Origin of the sequence: Synergistes jonesii (assembly GCF_000712295.1) — a bacterium.
Taxonomy (GTDB): domain Bacteria; phylum Synergistota; class Synergistia; order Synergistales; family Synergistaceae; genus Synergistes; species Synergistes jonesii.
Window position 1 is genome coordinate 135,552 of the sequence record NZ_JMKI01000006.1, and the last position, 13,831, is coordinate 149,382.

General features: G+C 54.7%; 20 protein-coding genes. 13 read left to right on the forward strand and 7 right to left on the reverse strand.

Translation table 11 applies throughout. The features are described 5' to 3' along the window. The first annotated feature begins 6 nt into the window (after positions 1-6). From cobU to EH55_RS02730, 5 genes are read left to right on the forward strand one after another with little or no spacing between them, the layout of a single operon-like run. Complete coding sequence (gene cobU / locus EH55_RS02710; RefSeq protein ID WP_037974508.1) at positions 7-600, forward strand: bifunctional adenosylcobinamide kinase/adenosylcobinamide-phosphate guanylyltransferase; 594 nt, start codon at positions 7-9, stop codon at positions 598-600. Next, on the forward strand, positions 584-1,402 hold the full coding sequence (locus EH55_RS13285; RefSeq protein ID WP_051682574.1) for an adenosylcobinamide-GDP ribazoletransferase: 819 nt from the start codon (positions 584-586) through the stop codon (positions 1,400-1,402). Before cobU ends, EH55_RS13285 begins: the two co-directional genes overlap by 17 nt. Next, positions 1,396-2,208 (forward strand): Cof-type HAD-IIB family hydrolase, encoded by an 813-nt coding sequence (locus tag EH55_RS02720; RefSeq protein WP_037974509.1) that lies wholly within the window; start codon positions 1,396-1,398, stop codon positions 2,206-2,208. Before EH55_RS13285 ends, EH55_RS02720 begins: the two co-directional genes overlap by 7 nt. A 58-nt stretch (positions 2,209-2,266) precedes the next feature. Then, positions 2,267-3,136, forward strand: a complete 870-nt coding sequence (metF, locus tag EH55_RS02725; protein ID WP_037974510.1) for a methylenetetrahydrofolate reductase [NAD(P)H] — start codon at positions 2,267-2,269, stop codon at positions 3,134-3,136. A gap of 7 nt (positions 3,137-3,143) precedes the next feature. After that, positions 3,144-5,492 carry a homocysteine S-methyltransferase family protein gene (locus tag EH55_RS02730; protein WP_037974511.1) on the forward strand — a complete coding sequence of 783 codons (2,349 nt, stop codon included), beginning with the start codon at positions 3,144-3,146 and terminating at the stop codon, positions 5,490-5,492. A gap of 73 nt (positions 5,493-5,565) precedes the next feature. Here EH55_RS02730 and EH55_RS02735 read toward each other — a convergent pair whose 3' ends face one another. After that, entirely contained in the window at positions 5,566-5,817 is a 252-nt protein-coding gene (locus tag EH55_RS02735; protein ID WP_051682575.1) for a DUF6485 family protein, read from the reverse strand. A 294-nt stretch (positions 5,818-6,111) separates the two neighbouring features. Here EH55_RS02735 and EH55_RS14640 point away from each other — a divergent pair, with 294 nt between their 5' ends. Then, positions 6,112-6,576, forward strand: a complete 465-nt coding sequence (locus EH55_RS14640) for an Lrp/AsnC family transcriptional regulator (protein WP_141730629.1) — start codon at positions 6,112-6,114, stop codon at positions 6,574-6,576. Between the two features lie 39 nt (positions 6,577-6,615). Here EH55_RS14640 and EH55_RS02745 read toward each other — a convergent pair whose 3' ends face one another. The 6 genes from EH55_RS02745 to EH55_RS13290 all read right to left on the reverse strand — a co-directional run bounded on the left by EH55_RS02745 (position 6,616) and on the right by EH55_RS13290 (position 11,974). Beyond that, the gene (locus EH55_RS02745; RefSeq protein WP_037974513.1) at positions 6,616-7,251 is read right to left on the reverse strand and encodes a DNA-3-methyladenine glycosylase family protein; all 636 of its coding nucleotides are present in this window, start codon (positions 7,249-7,251) and stop codon (positions 6,616-6,618) included. Between the two features lie 338 nt (positions 7,252-7,589). Beyond that, positions 7,590-8,870, reverse strand: coding sequence for a tyrosine-type recombinase/integrase (locus EH55_RS02750; RefSeq protein ID WP_037974514.1), 1,281 nt, complete (start codon positions 8,868-8,870; stop codon positions 7,590-7,592). 60 nt (positions 8,871-8,930) lie between these two features. Then, positions 8,931-9,746 (reverse strand): DNA damage-inducible protein D, encoded by an 816-nt coding sequence (dinD, locus tag EH55_RS02755; protein ID WP_037974515.1) that lies wholly within the window; start codon positions 9,744-9,746, stop codon positions 8,931-8,933. Between the two features lie 60 nt (positions 9,747-9,806). Then, the gene (locus EH55_RS14075; protein ID WP_141730474.1) at positions 9,807-10,259 is read right to left on the reverse strand and encodes a hypothetical protein; all 453 of its coding nucleotides are present in this window, start codon (positions 10,257-10,259) and stop codon (positions 9,807-9,809) included. Further along, positions 10,240-11,145 carry a hypothetical protein gene (locus tag EH55_RS02760; protein WP_037974516.1) on the reverse strand — a complete coding sequence of 302 codons (906 nt, stop codon included), beginning with the start codon at positions 11,143-11,145 and terminating at the stop codon, positions 10,240-10,242. The genes EH55_RS14075 and EH55_RS02760 overlap by 20 nt, the downstream gene beginning before the upstream one ends. Before the next feature lie 64 nt (positions 11,146-11,209). After that, on the reverse strand, positions 11,210-11,974 hold the full coding sequence (locus EH55_RS13290) for a helix-turn-helix domain-containing protein (protein ID WP_051682576.1): 765 nt from the start codon (positions 11,972-11,974) through the stop codon (positions 11,210-11,212). 155 nt (positions 11,975-12,129) lie between these two features. Between EH55_RS13290 and EH55_RS13750 the strand changes: the two genes are divergently transcribed. Genes EH55_RS13750 through EH55_RS02790 form a run of 7 tightly spaced genes read left to right on the forward strand, consistent with a single transcriptional unit; the run spans position 12,130 to position 13,700 of the window. After that, positions 12,130-12,348 (forward strand): helix-turn-helix domain-containing protein, encoded by a 219-nt coding sequence (locus tag EH55_RS13750; RefSeq protein ID WP_037974517.1) that lies wholly within the window; start codon positions 12,130-12,132, stop codon positions 12,346-12,348. An 8-nt stretch (positions 12,349-12,356) separates the two neighbouring features. Beyond that, positions 12,357-12,545: a hypothetical protein gene (locus tag EH55_RS02775; RefSeq protein ID WP_037974520.1), complete on the forward strand. Its 189-nt coding sequence runs from the start codon at positions 12,357-12,359 to the stop codon at positions 12,543-12,545. A gap of 57 nt (positions 12,546-12,602) precedes the next feature. Next, complete coding sequence (locus EH55_RS02780) at positions 12,603-12,845, forward strand: helix-turn-helix domain-containing protein (RefSeq protein WP_037974522.1); 243 nt, start codon at positions 12,603-12,605, stop codon at positions 12,843-12,845. After that, positions 12,846-12,989 (forward strand): hypothetical protein, encoded by a 144-nt coding sequence (locus tag EH55_RS14370; RefSeq protein WP_160170719.1) that lies wholly within the window; start codon positions 12,846-12,848, stop codon positions 12,987-12,989. It begins immediately after the preceding gene. Continuing rightward, positions 12,977-13,162, forward strand: a complete 186-nt coding sequence (locus tag EH55_RS14080; RefSeq protein WP_141730475.1) for a hypothetical protein — start codon at positions 12,977-12,979, stop codon at positions 13,160-13,162. The genes EH55_RS14370 and EH55_RS14080 overlap by 13 nt, the downstream gene beginning before the upstream one ends. Positions 13,163-13,171: 9 nt before the next feature. Further along, positions 13,172-13,504: a hypothetical protein gene (locus EH55_RS02785; protein ID WP_037974524.1), complete on the forward strand. Its 333-nt coding sequence runs from the start codon at positions 13,172-13,174 to the stop codon at positions 13,502-13,504. A gap of 10 nt (positions 13,505-13,514) precedes the next feature. Further along, positions 13,515-13,700 carry a hypothetical protein gene (locus tag EH55_RS02790; protein WP_037974525.1) on the forward strand — a complete coding sequence of 62 codons (186 nt, stop codon included), beginning with the start codon at positions 13,515-13,517 and terminating at the stop codon, positions 13,698-13,700. Positions 13,701-13,831: the final 131 nt, after the last annotated feature.

The following is a 13,831-nucleotide window of genomic DNA, read 5'->3' on the forward strand; positions in this document are numbered from 1 at the left end:
GTTTCGATGAAGGATATAACTCTCATACTTGGCGGCGCAAGAAGCGGCAAGAGCGCGTTCGCGGAAAAGATAGCCCTTGCGTATCAGGGCAGGGTGACTTACTTCGCCACCGCCGACTGCAGGGACGAAGAGATGAAAAAGCGCATCGAGATGCACAGGAGCCGCAGGCCTAAGGAGTGGGGACTGTGGGAGGGAGACCCGCGCGAACTGCCCCGGGCCGCCGCCGAAACGCGCGGACTGATGCTCCTCGACTGCCTCACGATGTGGCTGACGCGCCTCTTCCTGGCGTATCCCGAAGCCGAGGGGAAGGACGAAGGCGCGTGGTTCGAGCGCGAAGCGGAGATAGCGGCGCTCGTACGCGCGCTATGTGAAAGCGTTTCGGAGGGTTCGAGCCTCGTCATCGTAAGCAACGAGGTCGGCTTCGGACTAGTGCCCCCCTATCTGATGGGGCGGCGCTTCCGCGACCTTCAGGGGCGCATGAACCAGCTTTGCGCCGGATACGCGAAGAACGCCGCCCTCGTCGTCGCCGGCTGCCCTCTGTGGCTGAAGGGCGGCTCATCTCTGCCGGAGGAGGATGAGAATCATGGACGGCTGCCGTGAAAAATTCAAAGAATTTTCCGATACGCTGAACGCGGAGATTCGCGACAAGGGCTTCAAGCTCGACTTCGCCGCGCGCTTCGTAGTCGTGTGGACGCTCCTTTCGCGGATACCGCTGCCGAAGGGGTGGTGGCCGCGGAAGGCGCCTGCCGGCAACAGGGCTCTGGCTTTCGCGCCGCTCGCCGGCGGCCTGATGGGAATCATAAACGGGTTCGTCGTTACCGCGGCCTTTTATCTCGGCGCGGGGACACTCGCTTCCGCGTGGGCGGCCGCGGCCGTATATTTCCTCGCCGGCTGGTGCCTGCACTTAGACGGCTGGGGCGACCTTTGGGACGGCATAGGCTCCGGGCGCAGCGGGAACGCGCTGCGCGAGGTGATGAAGGACAGCAGGCTCGGCTCCTTCGGCGGCGCCTCGCTCGTGATAGCGTTCGGGCTGTGGACGTCGCTCCTTTCCTCCGTCGCGCCCGAGGCGCGCTTCGCGGCCTGCGTGACGTCGGCGGCGGCGGCGCGCTTTGCCGAGGACTGCGCCGCGTTCCTCGGCGAATATCCGTGGGAAGCCGGCATGGGAAAGGGCTGGGTCGATACCTTTTCGCCCTACGACCTCTTCACTTCGGCGCTCTGCCTCGTCCCCTTCCTTATCTTTTCGATATTTCACTTCGCGCTCTGCGCGGCGCTCTCGGCTCTTTCCGGATTTGCGTTCGCGCGCTGGATGAACGGGCGCCTCGGCGGCGTGAACGGCGACGTGATGGGCGCCGCGGCGGTCGCCGCGGAAATTATTTCGATGGCGGTGTGGGCGGTATGGTAAAAGCCAGGCTGATAGCTCTCGACATGGACGGCACGATGCTGGACGGCGAAGGGCGCCTCACGGCGCGAATCAAGGAGGCCTTCCGCGCCGCCCAACTGTGCGGCATCAAAATAGTAGCGGCGACGGGGCGAATGTACCCTTCGGCGATGATACATCTGCGCGAAGCCGGCATAAAGAGCGCGTCGATCTTTTACAACGGCGCCCTGATACGGGACACGGCGGACGGGCGCACGATCTACGAAAGGCGCCTCGGCGAGGGGCTGACCGCCGAGATACTGAACTTTTTCAGGAAACACGGCTGGTACGTTCAGGTCTATTCGGACGACAGGCTCATCGTCGTAGACGACGGCGACGAACGATGCCGATATTACGAAAACATATGCGGGCAGAAGGCCGTCGCCTACGGCGAAAAGTTCTGGGAGAGCGGCCTCGACTCCTCGAAGCTGCTCGGCATATCCTTCGACGGCGCGGAGTTCCGGAAGATATGCGAAGAGGTCCGCGGCGCGTTCGGCGAAAGGATATATCAGGCTACGTCGTGGGGCTCCTTCGTCGAGATAGTCCACCCCGCGGTGAACAAGGCTAAGGCCTTAGCGCGGGTCTGCGATTACTACGGCATCCCACGCGAAGAGACTATCGCGATAGGCGACAGCGGAAACGACGTCGAAATGATAAAATGGGCCGGCATAGGCGTCGCTATGGGCAACTCAAAGGACGGGGTCAAGGCCGTCGCGGACGTCATAGCCCCGCCGAACACGGAGGAGGGCGCCGCTCGGATAATAGAAAAGGCCGTAGCCGCCGCGCTTTAAAAAACGGCAGAAGCGTCTCATTTGCATTAAGTTTTTCTCAGCAGAGGGGTCGATTATTATGAAAAATTTTTTCAAGCTTGACAAGCCCACCCTTTCATTTGAAATTTTCCCGCCGAAGGGCAAGGGGGACCTCTCGAAGATATTCGACACGGTCGACGCTCTCGCGAGCCTCGATCCGGACCTTATAAGCGTGACCTACGGCGCCGGCGGCACGAGCCGTGAGAACACCGCGGAGATAGCGTCTCGGATACAGAACGACTACGCGATACCGGCGCTCGCGCACCTCACCTGCATAGGCAGCACGCGCGAAGAAATGCGCGCGACTCTCGGCAGGCTGCGCGATATGGGGATAAAGAACATCTTGGCGATGCGCGGCGACATCGACGGAGAGGGAACTAAGGATTTCGCCCACGCGAGCGACCTTATCAGATTCATAAACGAAAATTATAAATTCAACATCTTCGCCGCCTGCTATCCGGAGAAGCACATAGAGGCCTATTCGATGGAGGAGGACTTGGCGCATTTGAGTGATAAGTGCCGTTTCGGCGTCGACGTGCTGATCAGCCAGCTCTTCTTCGACAACGCCTACTTTTATAAATTCCGCGACAGCGTGAGGAAGCTCGGCATAAGCGCGCCGATAGAGGCCGGCATAATGCCTGTGACCTCGCCGTCGCAGATAAGCCGCATGGTGACGATGTGCGGCGCTTCGATGCCTCCTGCCGTGCAGAAGATAGTCCGCGCCTACGGACACAACAGCATGGCGATGCGCGAGGCGGGCATAGCCTACGCTACGAACCAGATAATCGACCTGCTAGCCGAGGGCGTCGACGGGATACACCTCTACACTATGAATCTTCCGGAGATAGCGAAGCGCATCTGCGAAAACATCCGCGGAGTGCTCTACTCGCTGCGCGTGAAGCGCGGATAGCGGCGCGATGGAACTGGGCAAGATACTGATATTCGACGGTGCGATGGGCACGATGCTGCAGAAGCGCGGGCTCGGCCGCGGCGTCGTGCCGGAGACGCTCAACGCCGCCGCGCCTCGCGCGATAGAGGATATCCACCGCGAATATCTGGACGCCGGAGCCGACGTGATACTCGCGAACAGCTTCGGCGCGAACCGCTTCAAAGCCGAGAAGGCCGGCATGGAAGTCTCCGTCATGGTCGAATCCGCGGTGAAAATAGCGAAGCGCGCGATAGGCGGGCGCGGCGGAAAGTATGCGGCGCTCGACATAGGCCCCTGCGGGCGCGTGCTTTCGCCGGCCGGCGATCTGGGATTCGAAGAGGCGGTGGGAGTCTTCGCCGAGATCGTCCGCGCCGGAGACGCGGCGGGCGCCGACTTCATACTCTTCGAGACCTTCACCGACCTTTACGAGCTGAAGGCCGCGCTTATCGCGGCGAAAGAGAATTCCAGGCTGCCGGTGTTTGCGACGATGAGCTTCGAGGAAAGCGGCAAAACCTTCTTCGGCGCCTCCGCCGAGTCTATGGTGATGACGCTTGAGGCGCTCGGAGTATCCGCGCTCGGCGTGAACTGCTCGCTCGGCCCCGCACAGCTCGGGCCGGTAGTGGAGAGAATCGTCGGCGCGGCCTCCGTGCCGGTCCTCGTCCAGCCTAACGCCGGGCTGCCGGTGATGGAGGAGGGGGCGGCGCGCTACGACGTGACGCCGGAGGAATTCGCGCGACGCGTGAAGGGATTCGTGCGCATGGGCGTGCGCTTCGTCGGCGGCTGTTGCGGCACTACGCCGGAATACATAAGGCTTTTGAAAAAGGAATTGAGCGGGATGGAAGCGGCGGAGATAAAAAACCGGCCGCGCGGCGGCATATGCTCGCCGTCGAAGCAGCTCTACTTTGACCGAACGACCGTGATAGGCGAGAGGATAAACCCGACCGGCAAAAAAAACCTTCAAGCTGCGCTGCGCGCGCACGACATAGACTACGTCGTGCGCGAGGCGCTGCGCGAAGAGGAGCAGGGAGCCGACGTCCTCGACGTCAACGTCGGGCTGCCGGACGTTGACGAGCCGGCGCTGCTGGCGGAAGCCATAACAAGGATACAGGCTTCGACTCCTCTGCCGCTGCAGCTCGATTCCTCGTTTCCCGGGGCTCTCGCGCGCGCCGCGAGGATATACAACGGCAAGCCTCTGCTGAACTCGGTCAACGGCAAAAAAGAATCGCTCGAGGCGGTGCTGCCGATCGCTAAGAAATACGGCTGCGCGCTGCTCGGACTGACTCTCGACGAAAAGGGGGTGCCGCGCACCGCCGAGGAGCGCCTGGCGATCGCGGAGCGCATAGTCGCCGCGGCCGAAGCGGCGGGGATCCGCAGATGCGACATACTGATCGACTGTCTGATGATGACGGTCGGCGTGCAGCCCGACCAGGCGCGTGAGGCGCTGCGCGCGATCTCTTTAGTGAAAAAGGAGCTCGGCGTCAAAACGGCGCTCGGCGTCAGCAACGTTTCCTTCGGCTTGCCGAACCGCCCGCTTATAAACAGGACGATGCTCGCGATGGCCCTCGCGGCCGGGCTCGACGCGCCGATAATGAACCCGGGCGACGCCGGCATGACGGAGACCGCCGCGGCGGCGCGGCTGCTTTTGGCGCAGGCGGGCGCCGCCGACTCGTACGTCGCGAAATTCGGCGGCAAGCCAGCCGAGCCTACGCCCGCCGAAGAGGAAGCGCCGGCGGTGCAAAGCGCGATACTCCGCGGATTGAAAAGCGACGCGGCCAAAGCGGCGAGGGAACTGCTTTCGTCGCGCGAGCCGCTTGAGATCGTCGAAAAAGAGATAATCCCGGCGCTCGACAGGGTCGGAAAAGAGTACGAGAGCGGCGACATATTCATCTCCCAGCTGATACAATCGGCCGAGGCGGCGAAGGCGGCCTTCGACGTGCTGCGCGAAAAAATGGAAGAGCGCGGCGCGGGCGGGCTGAAGGGCAAAAAAGTGATACTCGCGACGGTCCACGGCGACATACACGACATAGGCAAGAATATCGTCAAGGTCATACTCGAAAATTACAACTTCGACGTGACGGACTTGGGCAAGGACGTGCCGGCGCGCGCCGTTTCCGACGCCGTGGCGGAGACCGGCGCGAGAATCGTCGGGCTTTCGGCTCTGATGACGACAACGGTCGCCAGCATGAAGGAGACCATAGAGCTCCTTCGCCGCGAGCACCCGGACGTGAAGGTCATAGTCGGCGGCGCGGTGCTCACAGAAAAGCTCGCGCGCCGCGTCGGCGCGGACCGCTACGCTAAAGACGCGATGGAGACCGTGAAGCACGCCGGAGAGCTTTGAGCCCGCCGCTCATAAAATAAAATAAAAGAGGCGCCCCCTCGCTCGGGACGCCTCTTAGCGCGGCTTGCCGCGACTAACCCTGTTTCTTATGCTTAAGAGTGAAATTCGCGAAGCCTTCGAAGGTGTAATCCTGTTTCCTGTCCATGTCGGGCTCCTGCCTGCGGAAGAAGCAGGAAGGAATTTCGCTTGCCGCGAGGCATTTCGCGACGCAGGGGGTGCATCCCAGCGCGCTGTTCGCAGGGTTGAATCCGCATGTATGATCGACGCAGGTGCAGAACTTCTTGTTGTCGCATGCCTGAGTGATGTTTCTGTACTTTTCTTCCATCGCTTCCACTCCCCCTCTGTTTCTCCTTATATTTTCCGCGAACTTCGCGAAAAAATAAATAACTTTCCGACGAAAACAGGGCGCTTTGATTTTCCTTTGTTAAGCAAAAAAAAGATTTTTCCTGCGTTTTTTTCGCAGCTTTCGATAGCGGACGCTTTGCAGCGGCTTGTCGAGGGTGCGAAAGCCGCCATTCGTCCGGCCTCCTTCATTTCAAAGGCGGACTTTTTGATTTACCGCCGATTGAAAGTCGCGCGGATTGCGGTTAACATTATCGTAGAAAGCGGGGCGGTGCGCGTGTGCAAAATCTATAACCTTGACTCGACGGACAAAAAAATACTTATCGAGCTTGCGCGCAACGGGCGCAGCACTTACAAGGAGATCGGCGACCTCGTCGGCATGACGCGCCCCGCGGTGCGCGAGCGCATACTGCGCATGGAGGAGGCCGGCGTTATAACCGGCTACAGGGCCGAGGTGAACAGCGACGCGCTCGGCCGCGCGCTGCACGTTATGATAAATTTCAAATTCAACACCGACAGGAAGTATGAGAAGAAGCCGAACGACGTTTTGATTCCGGTTCTGCGCGCCTGCCCGGACGTGCTGCGCTTCTGGGAGATATACGGGGAGCTCGACTTTTTGATAGAGGCCGCCTTCTCGTCGAAGGACGCGATGCACGCCTTCCTCGACGAGCTGCGCGATTACGGCTTCGTGCGCTCCCACCTCATCGCGATGACGGAGAGCGCGGCGCCGGTGCGCGAGTGAGCGCGCATTGCGCCCGAACGCTTTTTACGGGAAAATTTTTTATTTTTTCGCCGGGTCCGTCAGCTCCGCTATCGTGCCTCCGGCTATCTGCCAGAGAAAGAGGCTCGCCGCGGTGCCGCAAGGCGAGTAGCGCTTTTTGTACTTCGCGAACAATTCCTTCGTTATCTCCTTGTGACGGTAGAGCATCCTCATGCCGCGGCGTATGCCGAAGTCGCCGAAGCTGACTACGTCGCGCCGCCCGAGCGAGAAAATCAAAAGCATCTCCGCCGTCCAGAGGCCGACGCCGCGCAAAGCGCGGAGCTCTGCGATCACCGCGTCGTCGTCCATAGAAGAAAAACGTGCGTCGCCGAACTCCCCGCGAGCCGCCCTTTCCGCGAGCTCCGTTATATATTCGGCCTTCCTGAGCGACAGCCCGCAGCCGCGGAGCGCGTCGGCCCCCGCCGAGAGCACGCTCCGTGGAGAAATCCCCCCGAGCCCCTTCTCCAGCCGAGCGAGTATCGAGCGCTGCGCCGCCGAAGATATCTGCTGCCCGACGATGCTGTGAACGAGAGCCGCAAATACATCCGGTTCGCTCTCCCGCTCCGGCGGGGCCCCCATCGCTTCGATCGCCCAGGCGAGCCTTTTGTCCCTCTTCTTAAGATAAATTATTTCTTCTTCACGAACAGAAAAAGCCATTCACGCGCCTCCGCTCTTTGATAAAAAGATTATACCAGCCGCCGCCGGAACGGCAAAAGCGCGCCGCGAAGAAAAATGCGGAAGAATAAAAAACACCGGCGCGAAAAACCGCGCCGGCGCTTAATCTTCATGGTGGAGATAAGGGGATTCGAACCCCTGACCTCTTGAATGCCATTTGCAAGAAACATAAAAAACAGATTGGATTAAACGGATATATGATTACTATTACTGGATTGTTGTGTTGCAACTTAGGATAAAAAAGATTAAATCTCTCTAAAGAGGGTAGAAAATACGGTAGAAATATTTTTATTATATGTAAACTGATTGTATGCTTTTCGTTATCCTTTTGTTGCATGTCTTGGGTGCTGAAAAAGCGTATCCATGACTGTGGCGGGGCGCTCCTGCATATCTTCGAGGACATGTTGATAGACGTCCCGTGTGAATGAACTGCGAGAGTGGCGCAGTGTTCGCGAAACGATTTTAACATCAACGTTTGCTTGTAACATCATCGTGGCGGCTGTATGACGTAGGTCGTGAATACGCAACAACGGCAGGTCGTCAGGAATTTTTTCATCGTTCTGTGTGTCCGCGGCGTCTATGCCTTCGGCTTTTCTGCGTTTCTCTGCCAATTCGGCATTATATTTTTTCAAAATCTTGTGAAATTTCTTATATACGAAGTCAGGATCGAAAGGCGTTCCATCCTCCCATGAACACACAAAATCTAAATCTTTATAGGCATCTCCCATCTGAATCTTGTTTAATTCCTGTTCCTGCTTTATCTCTATCATTTCGCACACTACAAAATCCGGCAGCATGATGGAATTTTCACTTTCGTCTGTTTTTGTGGGACCGAGCGCCAGAACCGTAGAGGCGGACTCGTTTTTAACACTGTCCCACAGAGGTATATGCTCGGAGCCTGGCGGCATTGCGCGGGCATATCTCATAGGTAGGCGGTCGAGACTGTGGCGGATATATGCCCGCTTTCCTTCTATATCAACATCCTGCCAGCGCAGCCCGCATATTTCCCCTCGCCGAAGTCCGCACAATGCGCCAAGAAGAATACAAATATATATTTCAGCGCCTTGCATCAGGTCGAGTATCCTTTGCGCCTGTTCCAGAGTGTAGGCACCGCTTTTAGGTTTGTTTTTTCTCGGAGATGGCACCGCTTTGCAGGGATTCCGAGTAATCAGCTTATATTCCGTTACTGCATCCTCCAAGGCGGCGTTTAATACTGCATAGTGATTATGTGCCGTTGTTGGTTTTACCCTCAGCTTGACGGAGTCGAAATACTTACGGATATTGATTGGTGTCAGGCGGTTCAGCGAAATATCGCCAAGCAAATCGGTGATTGATAGAATCGCGTAGCGATAATTTTCATAAGTAGATGGGCGCCTGTTAGGACGAACAATACCGTCAAGCCACTGATTCAAATATTCGCGCACAGTGATTTTTTTCGGTATGGAAACGTCGCCGCGCTCCAAGTCCGTACGAAACTGTCGCTCAAGACGTTCAGCCTCTTTTTGCGACGAGCCGGCCTTGATCCACTTCTTGCGCGCGACGTTGAACTCGTCGCGGTAGTAGATTACGGCGTAATATTCGTTGCCTTTTTTTGTGATCATCAAGGTATCCCCTCTCTGTCAACATTCCCATCCATAGCCGTAGCCTCAGGGGCATAGTCCTTACTTGTCGTTTTCTTTGTCGGAGGAACGCAACGCACGTTTTTCTTCTTTCTTTTTGCGCGATTCCAGCTGTTTTATGCTCTCTTTGGGACATGGCAAATTTTCCGGCATTTCATTGCCGAACTCAGCAATCATCTTCCTGATCTTACTACCGACTTCATAGTGTGTCTGATTTGCATCGCTTTTATTGTCTATGTTGTCGCGGCGCAACTTTGCCTCGGTCTGCGTCGCACGGAAAAGGTTTGCCGCCAGCTCTTCACTTCCCATGTTGTCGAGGATATCCTGATTTTTCTTGAGTCCTTTGCGGCGATGTATATCCTGTTTTTTTAAACCGCCGTACAGCCCCTGATACCCGCAGTTCTGGAAAATCGCATAATCAATCGGTTGGATGACTCCGGCTTGTTTAGCTGCAGACGCGAGACTTTTATTATGTTCCTTTATCTCCGCGCGGAGCTTCAAGCGGCGTTCGTCTTCTATCTCCTGCCTGCGCGTTTGAATAGCAAAGTAGGTATGTCCTAATGCTACAGCTTCTTTTCTCGGGTCCGCGCTTTGGACGATTAAGTAACACGCATACCGTGAAAGCAGCACTGACTTTATTTGTCTTTTCGCTCCTTTAGGGAGTTCTATCATTTCGTCGACGTCGACGAAATGATCCTTTGCGGATTGTCCGCTGTTGGTACATGCCTCTCGTGCTTTTTCTATGACATCCTCAAAATTGCGGTAGTTGACATATTCTAACGCTCTGGCCAGTTCGCGACTGTTCCAGTATTCTAACCCGTTGGGGTCTTTTTGCTTAATGCTGTCAAAAATATTCATTTGACGATGCTCCTTATATCAGTCGTTTGTGCCAACGCTCGTACCTCCCTCTTGCCTCAACTACACGACCGGTTCAGCCGTTTCTTCTTTCCCTTTATCTCTTCTTAATTTAATAATCTTGTCTATCTCTTTATAAAAATCACGCTCTGGAATAAATTCCCAGTACTTTGCAATTAAGAGAAGGCTCTTTCGTGCCTCTTCCATAATGTATCGCTCTTTATCTGATAAATCCGGTATTATACTGCAAAGATCGCATAAGTCTAATTCATGCGCAAGTCTGTACATGTGTTTACAGGGCTTATTAGCATTACTTCCACTTATAATCCAATCAGGACAATTGCATGATGTTAAGGTTGTATAGTATGGTGTTTTTCCGCTTCCTTTGAAAATTCCTGTTTGGTTCTCCCTATCTATTTTGAGAGGTATATACTTCTTGTCCAGCGCTTTGCGTATGCGTGAGACGCTTTCATATACTTCAATATAGTTGAGACCTTCAAAAATGTTGTCTTTCATTTTTGTTACCCGTAATTAATAAGTATATAAAATTCCCCACAGGAAGAGAGCTAAATGATGGAGTATGCGAGGAAGATTCTTTGCTAATTTTAAACTCTATAATCTGTGTAGTGGCATCTCCCGGAATCCGCTCTTGAACATTAAGAACCTGTACATAGTGCCTATCCGATGTAAAAAAGACATCACCTACAGAAAATGCGAAATTACTTGATTGGAACCGAGCTAAATATCTATAAATTATCGGTTTTTGGGCGTTATCTCTCTTAGCTTGTTTTGTTCTCTCTTGTGCGTTAAGTCCAAGAGGTGTCGCCATGCAGGGGCGTGGTTCGTAATACCAGCCAGACTCTTCGCTGCGCTCAGGCAAGAAAAGCGGCAGCGGCAAGGACCTTTTGTTATTCTTGTTGAGGAGTGACTTAAGTACGCGGAGATAATTTTTTATTTTTTCACCGCTGCCAAGAACGATGCCGGAAGACATTACAAGATGAGATAGAGATAGGTGTTGTTTCGTTATATCTGACTTAAGATTTGTATCTTTTGTGGACTTGCTTTTGTCGTAGTAGTCACAGATAGCTTCATATATATCTGTAGATAGACATTTTTGGTAAACATCGAAAATATCTTTTCGCTGATTCTCATCTTCCTGATCACGTAACAAATATACATCACCGCCAATTGCATGGAGAACGTGATCGCAAATTTCTTGTTTTTTGCCCTTTTCGCAAGTGCATGAGAATTGCAGACGGCCAAGTTCATTTATCTCTGCTGTTACTGCACAGGGCACATACTCCAAACGCGCAGGATCTTCTCGTCTTTCTATATGTTTTACGTTCAGCGTTATTTTCCAATTGCCATTGTTCTCAAAGAGCGTTTTTTGTCCTTTTTGCATTTACGTACCTCCTGGACATTGTAGATAATGCCGCTTTTACGATTTCATACGCTGACACAAATATTTAAGGCCTATGATCCACAGTGCCCTGCACGCCTACGACTTTGCCGATTATTCGGACATATTCATATTCAAGGTCTTCCTTATCTGCCTTTATCATTTGTCCGTTGGAAGCGTGCAGTTCATAGCCTCCGCCCTTGGGATAGACTTTTTTTATAACAGGGTTGCCGCCGATTTCGACAAGACAAACGGCGCCGGCCGTTATCCATTGTGCGGGATTGACGACCACCCAGCTGTCGGGAGGCACGCCATAATCCACCATACTGCTGCCGTCAACTTTATATGCGCGCGGAGGTTTTGCGGCATCGATGTCTCCAAGCAGGCACGATACTATTGGCTCATAGCCTTCCGCCGCAGCATCGTCGTCAAGATAGGTTGTATGGCCAGAGCCGCCGCAGTGCGGGCTGTACTGCTCGGAAACGCGAGGTACGAGAATTATATCGGGGCCGATACCCACAAGTCCGCCAGGGAGTTTTTTATAAACGGATGGGTACTCCGTGTCCTTTCCAATGACCGAGCCACCGTCGAACTTCATCGTTCCGTCCAGCCTCAGAATTGGGCGCGGGTCGTCGGTCTCGCCCATCAGGTAGGCGACGCTGGTATTAAGAGTTGTCGCAAGGCTGTTAATTGTTTCGATTCCAGGCTCTCTTTTCCCCGCTTCCCATCTTGATACGGTTCCGCTGGCAACATTTAACAAGGAACACAACTCGTTGCTTGTTATGCCTTGTTTCTCCCTTATTTCTCGCAACCGCTCTCCAAAGCTATTCATGTTTAAATTATGCCTCTTTGGCATTGTTAAAGCAACAATTTACAGTAATCAATCTGGCATCATTAAAATGCCATAAGGGCATTTTGGGTCCTTAGACCTATTGCAATAATGCCAAATAGGCAGTATATTTATTGGCAAGGCAAGGGGGTGATTAAGTGAAATTAAGGGAAATAAGAGAAAATCGAGGGATAAAAGCCTCGGTTCTTGCGGCCAAAATGGCAGTAGATGTAACAACAATAACGAGATGGGAGACTGGTGCGAGGGTGCCTGATGTAAATACGGCATTAAGGTTGGCAGGAATCCTTAACTGCTCTGTTGATGAACTTCTACGCGACGACACAAACCCTACTCCACCCCAGCCCTTGGAAGCGTAGGGGCTGGGGTGAGGGATAACCATCTCGAAGAGGCGGAGCGCCTTTCCGATGCCGTTCTCAGGATTTCTTCATGGGGCTCGGCGATCGGGATCAAGAAAATCATGAGGGATATCGGCAACAACGGCATCGCCAACGATCCCGAACTGAAAGAAGCACTTCTGGAGATACAGATGACAGCTCGCGAAGCGATGGCGTAGTGCTGCAGATGTCGCTGGCAGGACGGGGGCCTTTATTTTGAAAGGAGGGGCAAAAATATGCCTATACCGATAGCAATTCATCGTGACGTGGAGCAACGCATTCCGTTCAGTATCACGTCGTCGGATATTTTGACGGTCTCGGAAGCGGCGGAGCTGCTCAAAATTTCGCCGGACACCGTCAGGTCTATGTGCGACAGGGGAGAACTACCGCATAGAAAATGCGGTAACCGTCGTCGCTTCCCTGGCTGGCTGCTCATTGAATGGCTCCACGACAGTCAAATAAAAAAGGAGGGGGCATAAATGCCCGGCGCAATAGCGCAAAGCGCGTTTTTTGCGCAGTGGGTCGCGCCGAACATCGAAGTCGTATACATGGCGTTCTTCGCGGGGATCGCGGGGCTTGCCTGGGTGGCGGTACAGGCGCTTCGAGAAGCGTGGCGCAGATGAACCGCGAACTCATCTGCGGCGACTGCAAGCTCTGGGACTGCGCCGACCGCGGGTTTTACGGCTCAAACCTGTGCAAATGCAAACAGGACGGAAAGAAGCGCTGGAGGGGCGACTGCGCGGAAGCCTGCGGCTGGTTCGTCTTTTCGGAAAAACTATTCGGAGAAAGGAATTGAAACTGAAACATGGAAAAGAAACTGATCAATCTCACGCCGCACGAAATCTGCGTCTACATGGACGACGGCGACATTCTGGTCATACCGCCGGATGAGACGCCCGCGCGCTGCGTGGAAAGCTCACAGAAAATCTACGAACTCAACGGCGTCCCCGTGGTGATCAAAAAATACGGCGACGTCGAAGGGCTGCCGGAAAAAGAGCCGGGGCACGCCTACATCGTCTCCATCATAGTCGCGAACGCCGTCCGCGGGACACGCGGCGACGTATACATCACAGCAGACCTCGTCCGCGATGCCTCCGGCCGCGTCGTCGGCTGCCGCTCGTTCGCACAGGTCCAGTGAGGCAAGCGAAATGTACAAGACATTGATCGTATGTATTTTATCTTTTATCGCCGTCATCCTTTTAGGCGGCGTCGCCGGCTGGTGCGCATGGGTATATTTCGACTGGTGCGGCAACCGCAAGAAGCTGCGGCGTCTGGACGAATACCTGCGCGCCAAAGACCGCGGGGCGTACCGCCGCAGGGAGGAGGCTGACTGATGCTTCTTTTTTCAGGACTGCACGTCGCCGCGAAAGGCCTCTACGCGCTCTTCTCCTTCTACGCCGCATGCTGCGGCTTCGGAGGCTGAGCGATGGGAAAAAGCAGAGCCCCGAGCGTCGGCGTCGCCCAG